The organism is Bradyrhizobium sp. Bra78, from assembly GCF_024519855.1.
GTDB lineage: Bacteria > Pseudomonadota > Alphaproteobacteria > Rhizobiales > Xanthobacteraceae > Bradyrhizobium > Bradyrhizobium japonicum_G.
The window spans coordinates 110568-125418 of the sequence record NZ_JALJRE010000005.1 but is presented as its reverse complement, the minus strand read 5'-3'; the positions used below and the strand labels follow the sequence as shown (position 1 = coordinate 125418).

Genomic DNA, 14851 nt, shown 5'->3' with positions numbered 1-14851 from the left:
GGGGCGAATTCAATGCCAGGAATGAAAAGCAGAACGTACGCGTCACCACATGTTGAGCACGAGGCGCGCCTCGTCGCTCATGCGCTCCGGCGTCCAGGCCGGCTCCCAGACCACCTTCACGTCGACCACGCCGACGCCGGGGACGCTGGCGACCGCGTTCTCGACCATGGTCGGCAACTCGCCGGCAGCCGGGCAGTTCGGCGTCGTCAGCGTCATCTGGACGTCGACGGAACGGTCGTCCTTGATCTCGACCTTGTAGATCAGGCCGAGCTCGTAGATGTCGGCCGGAATCTCCGGATCGAACACGGTCTTGAGCCCGGCGATGATCTCGGTGGTGAGACGCTCGGTTTCCTCCGGCGGCAGCGCCGATCGGGTTTCCATCGGATTGGCTTTGATTTCGGCCGTGTCACTCATGCGAACAAATCCCGCGCCTTCAACAGCGCCTGTGCCAGATGATCGACTTCTTCCCGCGTATTATACATGCCGAAAGAGGCCCGGCACGTCGCCGTGACGTTGAACCGCTCTAAAAGCGGCATCACGCAATGGGTGCCGGCGCGCACTGCAATGCCCTGGCGGTCGATCACGGTGGCGACGTCGTGGGCATGCGCGCCCTTGAGCTCGAAGGAGATGACAGGGCCCTTGCCCCGCGCCGTGCCGATCAGCCTCAGCGAGTTGATCTCGCGCAGCTTGTCCTGGGCGTAGGTGACGAGATCGTGCTCGTGGGCAGCGATGCGCTCCTTGCCGATCGAATTGACGTAGTCGATGGCCGCGCCAAGGCCGACCGCCTCGACGATCGGGGGCGTGCCGGCCTCGAACTTGTGCGGCGGATCGCCGTATGTGACCACGTCACGCGAGACCTCGCGGATCATCTCGCCGCCGCCATTGTACGGACGCATCGCGACGAGGTGGTCGTACTTGGCCCAGAGCACGCCGATGCCGGTCGGACCGTAGACCTTGTGGCCGGTGAAGACGTAGAAGTCGCAGCCGAGGTCCTGGACGTCGACCGGCAGATGCACCGCGCCCTGGCTGCCGTCGACCAGCACGGGAATGCCGCGGGCATGGGCGATCTTCACCACGTCCTTGATCGGCACGATGGTGCCGAGCGCGTTCGACATCTGCGTGATCGCGACCAGCTTGGTCCTGGCAGTCAGGAGCTTCTCGAACTCGTCGATGAGGAAATTGCCTTCGTCGTCGACCGGCGCCCATTTGATCACGGCACCCTGGCGCTCCCTGAGGAAATGCCAGGGCACGATGTTGGAGTGGTGCTCCATGATCGAGAGGACGATCTCGTCGCCCTCCTTCATATTCGGCCCGCCCCAGGACGAGGCGACCAGGTTGATCGCTTCGGTGGCGTTGCGGGTGAAGATCACTTCCTCTGTGCGCGGCGCGTTGATGAACTGCGCCACCTTGGTGCGGCCGCCCTCATAGGCCTCGGTCGCGGCGTTGGCGAGGTAGTGCAGGCCACGATGCACGTTGGCGTATTCGGACGTATAGGCCTGCGTCATGCGATCGAGCACGGCCTGCGGCTTCTGCGCAGACGCTGCGTTGTCGAGATAGACCAGCGGCTTGCCGTAGACCTGCATGGCGAGCGCAGGGAAGTCCTGGCGCACCCGCGCAACGTCGTAGGACCCGTTCTTGACTGCGGGATGCGTGCTCATTGGCGACGCTCCAGCCAGCGCTCGGCAATGCCGATCACGTGCTCGCGCAAGCCGTCATCGGCGATCTGCTCGATGGCTTCACCGACGAAGGCCTGGATCAGCAGCGCCTGGGCCTGCTTCTCGGGCAGGCCGCGCGCCTTCAGGTAGAACAGCAGGTTGTCGTCCAGCGCGCCGGCGGTGGCACCGTGGCCGCAGGAGACGTCGTCGGCGAAGATCTCGAGCTCGGGCTTGTTGTCGGCTTCGGCTTCGTCCGAGAGCAGCAGCGCGCGAATCATCATCTTGCCGTCGGTCTTCTGCGCGTCCGGACGGACGATGATGCGGCCCTGGAACACCGAATGGGCGCGGTCGTCGATCACGGCGCGGAAGATCTCGCGGCTGACGCAGTTCGGCACGGCATGATCGACCACCAGCGTGGTGTCGCCATGCTCGGTCTTCTGCAACAGGTTCACGCCGTTGACCCCGAGCTCGCTTCCCTCGCCGGCCAGCGTGATGAAGCCCTGCAGGCGGCTCACGGCAGCGCCCGTGGTCATGTTGAAGATATTCAGCTTGGTGTTCGCGCCGACCGTGACGAACTGCGAGGTGATGTTCACCGCGTCGGGCGCATCGTCCATCAGGCGGATATAAGCGACGTCGGCGTTGTCGCCGATCGTGACGATCACGGCATCGCTGACCTGGTAGGCCTTGGCACCGGCGGCGACGAAGCTTTCGATGATGGTGGCGCGAGCCCCCTTCCCGACCACCACCTCTGAACGGGTGAAGGCCGAGGCGGAAGGCGCGATCGCGACGTGGATGATCTGGATCGGTGCGGACAGCTGCGCGCCATCGGCGATCGACAGCACCACGCCGTCGGTCGCCATCGCGGCATTCAGCGCGATCACGGCATCGTTGGACGCGGTCTTCAGGAGACCGGCATCCGTCTCCAGCGTCTCACGCGACGTCCTGAAGCCCGCCTCGGAGGCGAGCGCCTTGACGTCGGAGAGATCGGGGACGAACACGCCATCGACCAGCACCAGCTTGCGCGCGCCTGCGATCGCATTGGCCTGCACCGCATCCGCAGCTCGCTTCAGGGCAGCCGCATCGGGGCTGGCTGCGAGCGGCAGCACCTCGCCGACCAGCGCGCGCAGGTCGGTGTATTTCCACTCCTCGATCCGGCGGTGCGGCAGGCCGAGACGCTCATAGGTCTCGAACGCCTCGCGGCGTACCGCGATCACGGAAGGCGAACCCGGCAGCCGGCCTTCGGCGCTGGTGAAGAGATCGCTCACCGCGCGGCCCTTTCCGGTCTTTGCCACAGCAACGTTCATCGCAAAATTCCTTACGCAGCGTCCTCGAACTGGGCGTAGCCGGACGCCTCCAGCTCTAGCGCCAGTTCCTTGCCGCCGCTCTTCACGACACGGCCCTTCGACATCACGTGCACGATATCGGGCACGATGTAGTTGAGCAGCCGCTGATAGTGGGTGATGACGACCATCGCACGCTTGGGCGAGTGCAGCGCGTTGACGCCGTCGGCTGCGATGCGCAGCGCGTCGATGTCGAGGCCGGAATCCATCTCGTCGAGGATGCACAGGCTCGGTTCGAACAGCGCCATCTGCAGCACCTCGTTGCGCTTCTTCTCGCCGCCGGAGAAGCCGACATTGACGCCGCGCTTGAGCATGTCCTGCGGGATGTTCAGCGACTTCGAGACCTCGCGGACCTTCTTGAGGAAGTCCGGCGTCGAATATTCGCTTTCGCCGCGCGCCTTGCGCTGCGCGTTCAGCGCGGTGCGCAGGAAGGTCATGGTGGCGACGCCGGGAATCTCGACCGGATACTGGAACGCCAGGAAGACGCCCTTGGCGGCACGCTCCTCGGGGGCCATCTCGAGCAGGTCTTCGCCCTTGAACAGGATCTGGCCGTGGGTGACCTCATAGCCGGGCTTGCCGGCGATGACGTGGGAGAGCGTCGACTTGCCGGAGCCGTTCGGCCCCATGATGGCGTGGATCTCGCCCTCGTTCACGGTCAACGTCAGCCCGTGGAGGATCTCACGTTCCTCGACACGAACCTTCAGGTCTTTCACTTCAAGCAAAGCCATCTTGGTATCCAGTTTATTCAATTGATGCATGGTGCGTCCAAGCGCACCGCGAGGGTCGGCAATCAGCCGACCGACCCTTCGAGCGAGATCGAGATCAGCTTCTGCGCTTCCACCGCGAACTCCATCGGGAGCTGCTGAAGCACGTCCTTGACGAAGCCGTTGACGACGAGGCCGACCGCCTCCTCCTGCGTGAGGCCGCGCTGGATGCAGTAGAACAGCACGTCCTCGGAGATCTTCGAGGTCGTCGCCTCGTGCTCGAACGTCGCCGACGAGTTCTTGGCCTCGATGTACGGCACGGTGTGCGCGCCGCATTTGTCGCCGATCAGCAGCGAATCACAGGCGGTGAAGTTGCGCGCGCCGGTCGCCTTGCGATGGGCGGTGACGAGGCCGCGATAGGTGTTCTGCGACTTGCCGGCCGCGATGCCCTTGGAGATGATCCGGCTCGACGTGTTCTTGCCGAGATGGATCATCTTGGTGCCGCTGTCGACCTGCTGATAGCCGTTCGAGATCGCGATCGAATAGAACTCGCCGCGAGAATTATCGCCGCGCAGAATGCAGCTCGGATATTTCCAGGTGATCGCCGAACCGGTCTCGACCTGGGTCCAGGAGATCTTGGAATTGTTGCCGCGGCAGTCGCCACGCTTGGTGACGAAATTGTAGATGCCGCCCTTGCCTTCCGAATTGCCGGGATACCAGTTCTGCACCGTCGAATATTTGATCTCGGCGTCGTCATGCGCGACGAGCTCGACCACGGCGGCATGCAACTGGTTCTCGTCACGCTGCGGCGCGGTGCAGCCTTCGAGATAGGAGACGTAGGAGCCCTTGTCGGCGATGATCAGGGTGCGCTCGAACTGGCCGGTGTTGCGCTCGTTGATGCGGAAATAGGTCGACAGCTCCATCGGGCAGCGCACGCCCGGCGGCACGTAGACGAACGAGCCGTCGGAGAACACCGCAGAGTTCAGCGTCGCGTAGAAATTGTCCGAGGTCGGAACCACCGAGCCCAGATATTTCTGCACCAGTTCGGGATGCTCGCGGATTGCCTCCGAGATCGGCATGAAGATCACGCCGGCCTTCTTCAGCTCCGCCTTGAAGGTGGTCGCGACCGAGACCGAATCGAACACGGCATCGACCGCGATCTTGCGGCGGGCCGGGTCTTCCTCGCCGGGCTTGGGCTCGACGCCTTCGAGCATGGCGACTTCGCGCAAGGGAATGCCGAGCTTCTCGTAGGTCTTCAGGATCTCCGGATCGATCTCGTCGAGCGAGGTGATCGTCTTCTTCGGCTTCGGCGCCGAATAGTAATAAAGGTCCTGGAAGTCGATCTTCGGGTAGTCGACGCGGGCCCAGGTCGGCTCGGTCATGGTCAGCCAGCGCCGATAGGCTTCGAGGCGCCACTGGAGCATCCAGGCGGGCTCGTTCTTCTTCTCGGAGATGAACTTGACGGTCCCTTCCGACAGCCCCTTGGGGGCCTTGTCGGACTCGATCAGGGTCTCAAACCCATAACGATACTGGTCGACGTCGATGCGCTTCACGCGCTCGACCGTCTCTTGCACGGCTGGCATTCTATCCTCCGCTCGCGGTTTCAAGGACCGCGGTGGATCAAACTCGGTCGAGTATTACGATGTTTTTTGGCGGAAAGCACGGGCTTAGAACCGTTCAACCCGTGTTTCATCGCTTAGACTCTAAGTAGGGTATTACCGAGCTTTCGCCAAGCCTCTAACGCCCTATTGATGTCATGCGGCTCCGTGGACCAGCCCAGACTGAGGCGCACCGCTCCCTGGGCAACGGTGGCATCATACCCCATCGCGGACAGGACGTGAGAGGGCTGCACCTTGCCGGAGGAACAGGCCGAGCCTGAGGACACGGCCACGCCTTCGAGGTCGAAGCCAATCACCGCGGTCTCAGCCTTCAGGCCGGGCGCGGTGAACAAGACGGTATTTGGCAACCGCTTCACGTCGTCCGCGAAGATCGTCGCGCCGGCAATGGCGCGAATGCCATTTTCCAAATGATGCCTGAGGGTTGCCATCCGCTCCGCATCCTCCGGCAGAGCCTGAAGCGCCGCCTTGATCGCCGCGCCGAAGCCGGCGATGCCGGCGACGTTCTCGGTTCCCGCGCGCCGGTTCAGCTCCTGCCCCCCGCCCCGCAGCACCGGTTCCAATCCGGCAATCCCGTCCGCGACGACCAGCGCGCCGACGCCCTTGGGGCCGCCGATCTTGTGTGCGGAAAAGGTCGCAAGGTCAGCGCGCACCGACTTGATATCGAACTGGATTTTTCCAAGCGACTGGATCGCATCGACATGCAGGAGGCCGCCGGCCTCGTGAACCATGCGGGCGGCTTCCGCGACCGGCTGCAGCGCGCCCGTCTCGTTATTGGCGGCCATGATGGAGACCAGCGCCGGTGGGCCATCGCCAAGCATTGCCTTCAGCTGGGCGAGATCGATCACACCGGAGCGCGTCACCGGGATCAAACCTATCCTGTCCGCCGGAAACCGGCCGCCGGCCAGCACCGAGGCATGCTCGACGGCCGAAACCAGGAGCCGTTCGACAGGCTTGCCGGACGGGCCCCGCAGGCCGGGCGACAGCGCCAGCGTGTTGGCCTCGGTTCCCGCGGAGGTGAAGACGACGTTCCGCGGCAGCGCCCCGACCGCTTCGGCAAGCGTCGACCGGGCCCCCTCGACGAGCCGCCGCGCCTCCCGCCCCTCGGCATGGACCGAGGACGGATTGCCGACCAGTTCCCAGGCGGCGAGCATCGCATCCCGCGCCTGCGCGCGGAGCGGCGTGGTCGCATTCCAGTCGAGGTAGACGCGGCTCGGCATAGGCTCTCTTAGCAGCTTTTGCGGCGAGACAAGTCGCCACCGGCGGCATCAGGCCGGCTGCTGCCGGGCCGCTCGCGCCGTTCCACCGCGGGCCATACGCAACCCGAACAACGGCCGCAGCAGGTTGATCCGCCGGACAATTTCATAGGTCGCCGCGCAGGTGAGCACGGTGCCGCCGATCACGATGGAGGCCTCGACCCCCGCGGGAAGGCCGCGATCCCGCAGCGCGTGCGCAATCATGATAATCGTGGTCTGATGCACGATGTAGTAGGGGAAAATCGCTTCCGTAAGGTAGCGCCGCAACGGTCCATCGGCCGTGAGCCAGCGCCTGGCGTGCCCGAGGACCGCGGCCATGGCGAGCCATTGATAGCAACCATAGGCAGCGCTGACGCTCCACTTCGGCGGCAGCCAGGACGCGACGCCGAAGCCGCCGCGAAACAGCATGAAAGTCGCAAACAAGCCGATCGCAGCCGCGAAGGCCAACCAGCGTTGACGCTCCAACTCGCTCCAGACGCGCGGCTGCTTCGCCAGCAGAAGTCCGATCAGAAAGGCCGTCGCGTAGTCCGCATGGTTGTACCAGTCGCCGAACAGCGCGTGGGTCGACGGAAAAGCCGGGAACAGAAAAACGCGCCAGCTGACGAACAGGACGCAGGGCAGGACCAGAATTCCAGGACCTGCAAGGGCCGTCGCAAGCTTCGATCCCAACCGGTCGGCAGCGGCCGGCCAGAGCCAGAGCACGACGGCCAGCGCCATCGTGTAGACCCACAGATAGACCACGAACCAAAGATGATTCCAGGTCGGCAGCACGATGCAGGGCTGCGGGCAAAACTCCGAACCGAACGCGAGATAGTGCCGGACGTAGAAATCCAGAAAGCCCGCCGGATAACCAAGGCTCTCGCGGATCTGGTCGTAGGATTGAGGGGGCACGATCACGAGCATGCCGAATATCAAGGGCACAAGCAGCCTTGCCGTCCGCGCGCCGGCGAACGCCGGCAGCGTGAACTTGTCGAGCATGAACCGGGTGGCCACGCCCGACACCAGGAACAGCAACGACAGCCGCCAGGGGTTGAGCACCAGCATCAACGGCTCGAGCCAGGTCAGCCTGTGCTCGCTCTTGATGTGGAACCCCCAGGACACGTAGAGCATGCCGACATGGTAGAAGATCAAAAGACCGAAGGCGCCAATCCGCACCCAGTCGAGGTCGATGCGCCGTTCCGGCGTCGGAAATATCTCTGGTTTTGACATGATGGTCTGCTCCTTCAAGGGACCCCAAGCACGGTTCTCAGGTCATGGCTGACGCCGAAAATGCCCGCGAACGGGACCATGTCGAGCCGCCGCGGGATCAAGATCGGACCGCCCGGGACGAGATGCAGCCGGTCGGGACGAGTGGCGGAATTCTCGGGATCAGCGGCGGCGACTGGGCGATGTTTGGCGCGATCGCAGCCATCTCGATGGCCACGGGAATCGTGAACGCGCTGTCGGGCGCGCAGGATTCTGCCTGGCGTAACGGCAGCTACGATGTCGGCCGTCGTCTATTCTGGGAGTTGTCGAGCATCGTCGTCATCCTGCTCCTGGTTCCGCTTTTGATGGCGGCAGTCCGGCGGATGCGGCATACGGCTGGCCTCGTCGGCCAGGCCGGCATTGGCGCGATGGCGCTGGTCGGGTTCTCAGTCCTTCATGTCGCCGGGATGGTGGGGATCCGAAAATTCGTGCTGTGGCTTGCCGGCAGTTCCTACGATTTCAACTTGTCCGTCGCGACACTGCTCTACGAATTCCGCAAGGACGTCCTGACCTCCGTCCTGATTGCGGGCGTGATCTGGTTGTTCGATAGCCGCCGCGAGTTGAGGCAGGCTGCGGCGGCCGGCGCGCGCCTCTCCACCCCGCAACAGCCGCTTCCCGAGCTGATCTGGCTGCGCGATGGTACAAGCCGGGTTCGCGTTGCGCCGCGCGAGATCCTTTGGATCGCCTCCGCCGGCAACTACATCGAATACAGTCTTGCCGACGGCACCCAGCACCTGATCCGGGGGACGCTGGCGGCGGCCGAAGCCGAGCTGGCGCGTTTCCGCATCGTTCGGATTCACCGCACGAAGCTCGCCAATCTGGATCGGGTGGCCGGGGTGGACCTCAAGCCGTCCGGCGATTTCGAACTCACGTTCGACACCGGGCAGACGCTGCAAGGGAGCCGGCGCTACCGATTCTCGATCGGCTCGCTGGATCATCCCGCGACGCCCGCGTGATTGCCGATAGAATCGAGCAAGCACCGATAAATCGGCGTGTTTTCAATAAGTTGGCGAGCCACATTTGGATTTTGCAAGCCCGGTCGCCCCCACGTCAGCGGCCGACTGCGACGGAAAAACCGCAGCAGGCCGCGACCATGATGCCGCGATGACCACCTAACCTCTTGAGGTCATTGCCGTATGTTCAAGATGCTTGCTTTTTGACCCTCGCCTCATGTTAGAACGCCCGCGTCAGTTCACCGCGCGCCGCTCGCGCATCATCCGAGGGCGCCGGCCCACCCTTCCATTCGCGGCTTGATCGGCGCAGCAGCCGGTGAAGTCCGCACAATCGGTTGATTGTTGAAGAGCGTCTTCAAGGGATCAATCAAGAGATCATCATGCCTGAAGTTATTTTCACTGGCCCCGCCGGCCGTCTCGAAGGGCGCTATCACCCGGCCAAGCAGAAGAACGCGCCGATCGCGATGGTCCTGCATCCGCATCCGCAGTTCCACGGCACGATGAATCATCAGATCATCTACCAGTGCTACTACGCGTTTGCGCATCGCGGCTTCTCGGTGCTGCGCTTCAATTTCCGTGGCGTCGGACGCAGCCAGGGTTCGTTCGACCACGGCACCGGCGAGCTGTCGGACGCGGCCGCCGCGCTCGACTGGGCGCAGACCATCAATCCCGAAGCGCGCGCCTGCTGGGTCGCCGGCTTCTCCTTCGGCGCATGGATCGGAATGCAGCTGCTGATGCGCCGTCCCGAGGTCGAAGGCTTCATCTCGATCGCGCCGCCGGCCAACCTCTACGACTTCTCGTTCCTCGCGCCCTGCCCCTCCTCGGGCCTGATCGTGCATGGCGAGAAGGACGCGGTGGTGCCACCCAAGGACGTCAACACGCTGGTCGAGAAGCTGAAGACGCAGAAGGGCATCGTGATCGACCAGCAGGTCATCCCCGGCGCCAACCATTTCTTCGACGCCAAGCTCGAGCCGCTGATGGAAACCATCACCGCCTATCTCGACATGCGCCTCGCCAACGTGCGCTGAGACCTTCCCGCGTTGACGGGTTCGTGGCATGGCTGCGAACCGTCAATGACGGGGATCAAGCCATGAAGGCCTATCTGGTGCTCGACCTGTCGGTGAACGATTTCGCCGGCTTCAAGCCATACATCGCTGAAATTCCCGCCTTCATCGCCAGGCATTCCGGGCGGTACATCGTTAGCGGCGTGCAGCCGACCACGATCGAAGGCGATTGGGCGCCCGAGCGCCTCGTCATCATCGAATTCCCGGGACGCGAGAAGGCGCAAGCCTTCCTGAACGATCCCGACGCTCAAGATCTGTTCAAGCTGCGCCACGCCACGACGACGAGTAAGCTGCTGCTTGCCGACGGCTGCACCTGAGCGCCGCTAGGTCCATGACGGCGCGCCTGCGCTCAAGCCGCAAGCTTGAGGAGATGCGCGTCGTGCCGCACGAGGAAGGCGCGCAGCAATTGTGGATAGTCCGCGCCGGCCGCAGCGCGCACGCTCGGACGCTTCGCCAGCTCGACGCGCCATGCGCGGACCTTCGGCAGATCCCTGAAGATGCCGTGCTCGGTCAGTTTGTCGAACAGATCGAAATAACGAAAGATCGGCGCGAACACCGCGTCGACCAGGCTGAACGCCTCGCCTGCGAAATAGGGCCCTGCGCCGAGCGCGGCTTCCACACGCGCGAATTTCGCGACAAGCGCCTGACGCTTGCTCTCGAACGTCGCCGGATCCGTCGTCGTCTCCAGGCCCCAGAGATCGCCCAGGATCGCCGAGCCGAATTCCATCCAGGCACGATGCTCGGCCCGCTTCAGCGCATCCACCGGATGCAGTCTTGTGCCGCCTTGCGTCTCCTCGATGTACTCGCAGATCACGTTGCTTTCGAACAGAGCGACCTCACCCTTGTCGGTCGTCACCACCAGCACCGGCACCTTGCCGAGCGGCGAGAGTTTCAGGAACCAGTCGGGCTTGTTGGCGAGATCGATGTCGACCCGCTCGAACGGCACGCCCTTCTCCTCGAGCGCGATGACCGCGCGTTGCACGTAAGGGCAAAGCTTGTGGCTGATCAGTTTGAGCGAAGTGGTCATGGCCAATCCCGGCGTTTTAATGCAACTGCATGCACTATAGATGCACTTGCATGCACCGTCAAGATCCATGCACCTGCATCAACTGACAGTGAGGTCAGGGCCGCACGATCACCCCGCCCGTCATCGGCATCGGCACACCCGTGGTAGCCGGATAGGAGAGCGGCAGGCCCTTCAGGCCGCGCGCGGCGAGGAAGCCGAAGGCCTGCGCCTCGATGGCGTCGGAGGCCCAGCCGAGCGCCTCGGCGGCCTCGACGGTGGCCGATCCCACCCGCTCGCGCAGCATGCGCAGCATGGTGAGGTTGCGCGCCCCGCCGCCACAGACGATCCAGCTCCGCGGCCGCCGCGGCAATAGGGGGATGATGCGGGCGATGGCCGCCGCGGTAAAGGCGGTCAGCGTCGCGGCGCCGTCGGCCGGCTGGACATCGCCGAGCTTCAGCGCGGCAAAATCGTTGCGGTCGAGCGATTTCGGCGGTGGGCTTGCGAAGAACGGCAGTTCCAGCGCCCGCGCGATCCAGGCCTCGTCGACCTTGCCGAGGGCTGCGAATTTTCCCTCCGTGTCGAACGCCTGATTCATGGTGCGGTACATGAAATCGTCGAGCAGCGCGTTGCCGGGCCCGGTGTCGCAGGCGATCAACGTGTCGTTGCCGTCGATATAGGTGATGTTGGAGACGCCACCGATATTGACCACGACGATCGGCCCCTCACGCTCCAGCGACTGGACGAGCGCCCGGTGGTAGACCGGCACGAGGGGCGCGCCCTGCCCGCCGGCCTCGACATCGGCGGCGCGGAAATCATGCATCACGGGGATATGGATCGCCCTGGCGAGCGCCGGCGCATCACCGATCTGCACCGTCAGCCGCTTCTCGGGGCGGTGCAGCACGGTCTGGCCGTGGAAGCCGACGATGTCGATGTCCTCAGGCCTCATGCGGTGATGGGCGACGAAGGCGGCCACCGCCTCGGCGTGCGCCAGCGTCACCGCACGTTCAGCCTCGGCCAGAATCCCCGGCCGGGCGTCACGTTGCAGCAGATGCACGGCTTCGGTCAGGGCCTGGCGCAGCAGGTTGCGCTCGGCCGGGCTGTAGGCCCGGTACCCGGATGGTCCGAAGGCTTTCACCTGCTTTCCATCGGTTTCGATCAGCGCGACGTCCACCCCGTCCAGCGAGGTGCCGCTCATCAAACCGAGTGCCGTCAACATCATGGACCAGCGTCCTCAAGACCCCACTCCGGCATGCCGATCTTGTGCCAGAGGGGCACATCTTATAATCCCACAGCGCCAAATGGCGGGAAGCAATCGAGTTCCCGAGCAAGACCCTTAAATTGCTCCCAAAACAGTAAACCAAGAATTGTCAGGCACGCCGACAGATGACTGCATTTAAATCGGATTTCCTCAATACCCTGCAGGAACGTGGATTCATCCACCAGTGCTCCGATTTCGAGGGGCTGGACGCGCTCGCCGCCAAGGGCGATGCGACCGCCTATGTCGGCTACGATTGCACCGCCCGCTCGCTGCACATCGGCAACTACCTTACCATGATGATGCTGCACTGGCTCCAGGAGTCCGGCAACAAGCCGATCACGCTGATGGGCGGCGGCACCACCATGGTCGGCGATCCCTCCGGCAAGGACGAGACGCGTGCGATCCGCACCGTCGCCGAGATCGAGGCGAACAAGGCCTCGATCCGCGGCGTGTTCGCAAAAGTGCTGCGCTATGGCGAGGCCAAGAGCGACGCCATCATGCTCGACAACGCGGAGTGGCTGACCAAGCTCAACTGGATCGAGATGCTGCGCGACGTCGGCCGGCACTTCTCGGTCAACCGCATGCTGACCATGGATTCCGTGCGGCTGCGCCTCGAGCGCGAGCACGAGATGAGCTTCATCGAGTTCAACTACATGGTCTGCCAGGCCTACGACTTCGTCGAGCTCGCCAGGCGCACCGGCTGCAGCTTGCAGATGGGCGGCTCGGACCAGTGGGGCAACATCATCATGGGCGTCGATCTCGGCCGCCGCATGGGCACCCATCAGCTGTTCGCGCTGACGACGCCGCTGCTGACGACGGCGTCGGGCGCCAAGATGGGCAAGACCGCGCAGGGCGCCGTCTGGCTCAATGCCGACCAGTTCTCGCCGTACGATTTCTGGCAGTATTGGCGCAACACCGAGGATGCCGACGTCGGCAAGTTCCTGAAGCTGTTCACGACGCTGCCGATGAGCGAGATCAGGAAGCTCGAGGCGCTCGGCGGCTCCGAGATCAACGAAGCCAAGAAGGTGCTCGCGACCGAGGCGACCGCCCTTCTGCACGGCCGCGATGCCGCCAATGAGGCTGCCGAGACCGCGCGCCGCACCTTCGAGGAAGGCGCCCTGGCTGAAAGCCTGCCGACGGTGGAAATTCCGCGCGGCGAACTCGACGCCGGCCTCGGCGTGCTCAACGCCTTCGTCAAGGCGGGCCTCGTCGCCTCCAATGGAGAGGCACGGCGCCAGATCAAGGGCGGCGGCCTGCGCGTCAACGACGAGCCGGTCACCGACGAGAAGATGGCGCTGTCCGGCACCAATCTGACGCCAGAGGGTGTCATCAAGCTGTCGTTCGGCAAGAAGAAGCACATCCTCATCAGGCCTGCATAGGCGTATGAGCTTTTCGCTGCTTGTCAGGGTGCGCCGAAGCGCGCTCCCTGATCGGCAATGGACCAGAACACGCCCAGGGAACAGTCCAAGCAAGCGACCAAGGATCGCGTAACGGCGACATCGCAGGGCGTCGTGCGCACCGCGCTCGTGGTGCTCGCGTTGTGCTTCACGCTCGCCGTGCTCGGCCGAGGCCTCAGCGAAAGCTTCACGGTTTTCCTCAAGCCGATCTCCGAAAATTTTGGCTGGGACCGTGCGCAGGTCGTCTCGATCTATTCGCTGACCTGGCTCGTCAGCGGACTGACCGCACCGCTGGTCGGGCGCCTGTTCGACCATTCCGGACCGCGCATCGTCTACGCAACCGGACTGTTCCTGCTCGGCTCGGCCTTCCTCATTGCGGCGCACGCACAGTCGCTCTGGCAATTCCAGCTCTCAATCGGATTCTGCGTCGGCATCGGTGTCGCCTTCATCGGCAACGTGCCGAACTCGATCCTGCTCGGTCGCTGGTTCGGGCCGCGGCTGCCGACTGCGATGGCGGTGGTCTATTCGGCGATGGGCGGCGGCGTGCTGGCGCTGCTGCCGGCCTCGCAGCTCCTGATCGACCATCTCGGCTGGCGTGAAACCTACCAGCTGTTCGGCTTCGCCGCATTGGGCCTGCTGGTGCCGCTCATGCTGCTGCCATGGCGATTGTTCGCCTCCGGCTCGCCGCATATCGCCAAGAGGACCGATCCCGATTTCGTCGACGATGGCTGGACGCTTCCGAGCGCGATGCGCCATCACGCCTTCTGGGCGTTGTTCTCGACGTTCTTTTTTACGGCGGTCGGCATGTATGCGATCGCCGCGCAGATCGTGGCCTATCTGATCGATGCGGGCTTTCCGCCGCTCCAGGCCGCGACCGCCTGGGGCTTTTCCGGGGTGGTGCTGGTGTTCGGCATGTTGGGCGTCTCCGCGCTCGACGGGCTGATCGGGCGCAGGCCCTCGGTGCTGCTGAGCTACGCGATCTCGATCATCGGGATCTTCCTGCTGTGGCTGCTGCAATACTCCGCGAACATCATCCTGCTGACCGGCTTCGTGGTCTGCTTCGGCAGCATGATGGGCTCGCGCGGCCCGCTGATCACGGCAACCGCGATGAAGATTTTTCGGGGCAAGCGCGTCGGCACCATCTACGGCACCATCTCGATCGGCAGCGGTCTCGGCTCGGCGTTCGGCTCATGGAGCGGCGGTCTGATCCACGACGCGACTCACGGCTACAATGCGCTGCTTATCTTCGCATTGGTGAGCGTGATCCTCGGAATGATCCCGTTCCTGATCGTGCCCGCTTTGCGACGCTAGGTCTCCCGCAGGTAACCTGAGCGCATGCGCGTCACCGGGAAATTAC

Annotated in this window: 14 protein-coding genes; 5 read left to right on the top strand and 9 right to left on the bottom strand. The window is 64.0% G+C overall.

The features are described from left to right. Positions 1–42: 42 nt before the first annotated feature. The 7 genes from OC450_RS13565 to OC450_RS13535 all read right to left on the bottom strand — a co-directional run bounded on the left by OC450_RS13565 (position 43) and on the right by OC450_RS13535 (position 7780). The gene (locus tag OC450_RS13565; protein WP_007609827.1) at positions 43–414 is read right to left on the bottom strand and encodes an SUF system Fe-S cluster assembly protein; all 372 of its coding nucleotides are present in this window, start codon (positions 412–414) and stop codon (positions 43–45) included. Further along, positions 411–1658, bottom strand: a complete 1248-nt coding sequence (locus tag OC450_RS13560; RefSeq protein ID WP_211385624.1) for a cysteine desulfurase — start codon at positions 1656–1658, stop codon at positions 411–413. Before OC450_RS13560 ends, OC450_RS13565 begins: the two co-directional genes overlap by 4 nt. Further along, positions 1655–2959, bottom strand: coding sequence for a Fe-S cluster assembly protein SufD (gene sufD / locus OC450_RS13555; RefSeq protein ID WP_211385623.1), 1305 nt, complete (start codon positions 2957–2959; stop codon positions 1655–1657). Before sufD ends, OC450_RS13560 begins: the two co-directional genes overlap by 4 nt. Before the next feature lie 11 nt (positions 2960–2970). Continuing rightward, positions 2971–3723, bottom strand: coding sequence for a Fe-S cluster assembly ATPase SufC (gene sufC, locus OC450_RS13550; protein ID WP_262048046.1), 753 nt, complete (start codon positions 3721–3723; stop codon positions 2971–2973). Positions 3724–3785: 62 nt separating this feature from the next. Next, positions 3786–5282: a Fe-S cluster assembly protein SufB gene (gene sufB / locus OC450_RS13545; protein ID WP_262048045.1), complete on the bottom strand. Its 1497-nt coding sequence runs from the start codon at positions 5280–5282 to the stop codon at positions 3786–3788. 113 nt (positions 5283–5395) lie between these two features. Then, the gene (locus OC450_RS13540; RefSeq protein WP_211385620.1) at positions 5396–6535 is read right to left on the bottom strand and encodes a cysteine desulfurase family protein; all 1140 of its coding nucleotides are present in this window, start codon (positions 6533–6535) and stop codon (positions 5396–5398) included. A 48-nt stretch (positions 6536–6583) separates the two neighbouring features. Beyond that, positions 6584–7780, bottom strand: coding sequence for an acyltransferase family protein (locus tag OC450_RS13535; protein WP_211385619.1), 1197 nt, complete (start codon positions 7778–7780; stop codon positions 6584–6586). 44 nt (positions 7781–7824) lie between these two features. Here OC450_RS13535 and OC450_RS13530 point away from each other — a divergent pair, with 44 nt between their 5' ends. The 3 genes from OC450_RS13530 to OC450_RS13520 all read left to right on the top strand — a co-directional run bounded on the left by OC450_RS13530 (position 7825) and on the right by OC450_RS13520 (position 10150). After that, positions 7825–8772: a LytTR family DNA-binding domain-containing protein gene (locus OC450_RS13530; protein ID WP_211385618.1), complete on the top strand. Its 948-nt coding sequence runs from the start codon at positions 7825–7827 to the stop codon at positions 8770–8772. A gap of 377 nt (positions 8773–9149) precedes the next feature. Next, positions 9150–9797, top strand: coding sequence for an alpha/beta hydrolase (locus tag OC450_RS13525; protein WP_007591562.1), 648 nt, complete (start codon positions 9150–9152; stop codon positions 9795–9797). A 62-nt stretch (positions 9798–9859) separates the two neighbouring features. Continuing rightward, a complete protein-coding gene (locus tag OC450_RS13520; protein ID WP_211385617.1) occupies positions 9860–10150 on the top strand; it encodes a DUF1330 domain-containing protein in 291 nt (96 codons plus the stop codon). A gap of 32 nt (positions 10151–10182) precedes the next feature. On the opposite strand, the gene OC450_RS13515 is transcribed toward OC450_RS13520, so the two are convergent. After that, positions 10183–10860 (bottom strand): glutathione S-transferase family protein, encoded by a 678-nt coding sequence (locus OC450_RS13515; protein ID WP_262048044.1) that lies wholly within the window; start codon positions 10858–10860, stop codon positions 10183–10185. 94 nt (positions 10861–10954) lie between these two features. After that, a complete protein-coding gene (locus tag OC450_RS13510) occupies positions 10955–12058 on the bottom strand; it encodes an anhydro-N-acetylmuramic acid kinase (RefSeq protein WP_211385615.1) in 1104 nt (367 codons plus the stop codon). A 164-nt stretch (positions 12059–12222) separates the two neighbouring features. On the opposite strand from OC450_RS13510, the gene tyrS reads away from it, so the two are divergent. Continuing rightward, a complete protein-coding gene (gene tyrS / locus OC450_RS13505) occupies positions 12223–13476 on the top strand; it encodes a tyrosine--tRNA ligase (protein ID WP_211385614.1) in 1254 nt (417 codons plus the stop codon). Between the two features lie 57 nt (positions 13477–13533). Continuing rightward, the gene (locus tag OC450_RS13500; protein WP_262048043.1) at positions 13534–14805 is read left to right on the top strand and encodes an MFS transporter; all 1272 of its coding nucleotides are present in this window, start codon (positions 13534–13536) and stop codon (positions 14803–14805) included. Positions 14806–14851 lie beyond the last annotated feature (46 nt).

Coding starts and splice junctions, on each gene's coding strand:
- OC450_RS13565 (WP_007609827.1), bottom strand. CDS start 414: ATGAGTGACACGGCCGAAATCAAAGCCAATCCGATGGAAACCCGATCG.
- OC450_RS13560 (WP_211385624.1), bottom strand. CDS start 1,658: ATGAGCACGCATCCCGCAGTCAAGAACGGGTCCTACGACGTTGCGCGG.
- sufD (WP_211385623.1), bottom strand. CDS start 2,959: ATGAACGTTGCTGTGGCAAAGACCGGAAAGGGCCGCGCGGTGAGCGAT.
- sufC (WP_262048046.1), bottom strand. CDS start 3,723: ATGGCTTTGCTTGAAGTGAAAGACCTGAAGGTTCGTGTCGAGGAACGT.
- sufB (WP_262048045.1), bottom strand. CDS start 5,282: ATGCCAGCCGTGCAAGAGACGGTCGAGCGCGTGAAGCGCATCGACGTC.
- OC450_RS13540 (WP_211385620.1), bottom strand. CDS start 6,535: ATGCCGAGCCGCGTCTACCTCGACTGGAATGCGACCACGCCGCTCCGC.
- OC450_RS13535 (WP_211385619.1), bottom strand. CDS start 7,780: ATGTCAAAACCAGAGATATTTCCGACGCCGGAACGGCGCATCGACCTC.
- OC450_RS13530 (WP_211385618.1), top strand. CDS start 7,825: ATGGCTGACGCCGAAAATGCCCGCGAACGGGACCATGTCGAGCCGCCG.
- OC450_RS13525 (WP_007591562.1), top strand. CDS start 9,150: ATGCCTGAAGTTATTTTCACTGGCCCCGCCGGCCGTCTCGAAGGGCGC.
- OC450_RS13520 (WP_211385617.1), top strand. CDS start 9,860: ATGAAGGCCTATCTGGTGCTCGACCTGTCGGTGAACGATTTCGCCGGC.
- OC450_RS13515 (WP_262048044.1), bottom strand. CDS start 10,860: ATGACCACTTCGCTCAAACTGATCAGCCACAAGCTTTGCCCTTACGTG.
- OC450_RS13510 (WP_211385615.1), bottom strand. CDS start 12,058: ATGATGTTGACGGCACTCGGTTTGATGAGCGGCACCTCGCTGGACGGG.
- tyrS (WP_211385614.1), top strand. CDS start 12,223: ATGACTGCATTTAAATCGGATTTCCTCAATACCCTGCAGGAACGTGGA.
- OC450_RS13500 (WP_262048043.1), top strand. CDS start 13,534: ATGGACCAGAACACGCCCAGGGAACAGTCCAAGCAAGCGACCAAGGAT.